This window comes from Saccharothrix sp. NRRL B-16348 (assembly GCF_001280085.1).
GTDB lineage: Bacteria > Actinomycetota > Actinomycetes > Mycobacteriales > Pseudonocardiaceae > Actinosynnema.
The window spans coordinates 1-209 of sequence record NZ_LGED01000185.1; the positions used below are offsets into that span (position 1 = coordinate 1).

The window sequence follows — 209 nt, forward strand, 5'->3', positions numbered from 1 at the left end:
CAGCCACCCTTTAAAGAGTGCGTAATAGCTCACTGGTCAAGTGGTCCTGCGCCGACAATGTAGCGGGGCTCAAGCACACCGCCGAAGCCGTGTCATTTCAGTGTCATGCTGGGATGGGTAGGGGAGCGTCGTTCAGCCATTGAAGCGCCGGAGTGATCCAGGTGTGGAGGCTGGACGAGTGAGAATGCAGGCATGAGTAGCGAAAGACG

General features: G+C 57.4%; 1 rRNA gene. It reads left to right on the top strand.

Going from position 1 to position 209, the window contains the following annotated elements:
- Positions 1–209: ribosomal RNA gene (locus ADK67_RS17105) — 23S ribosomal RNA — on the top strand; the annotation flags it as partial.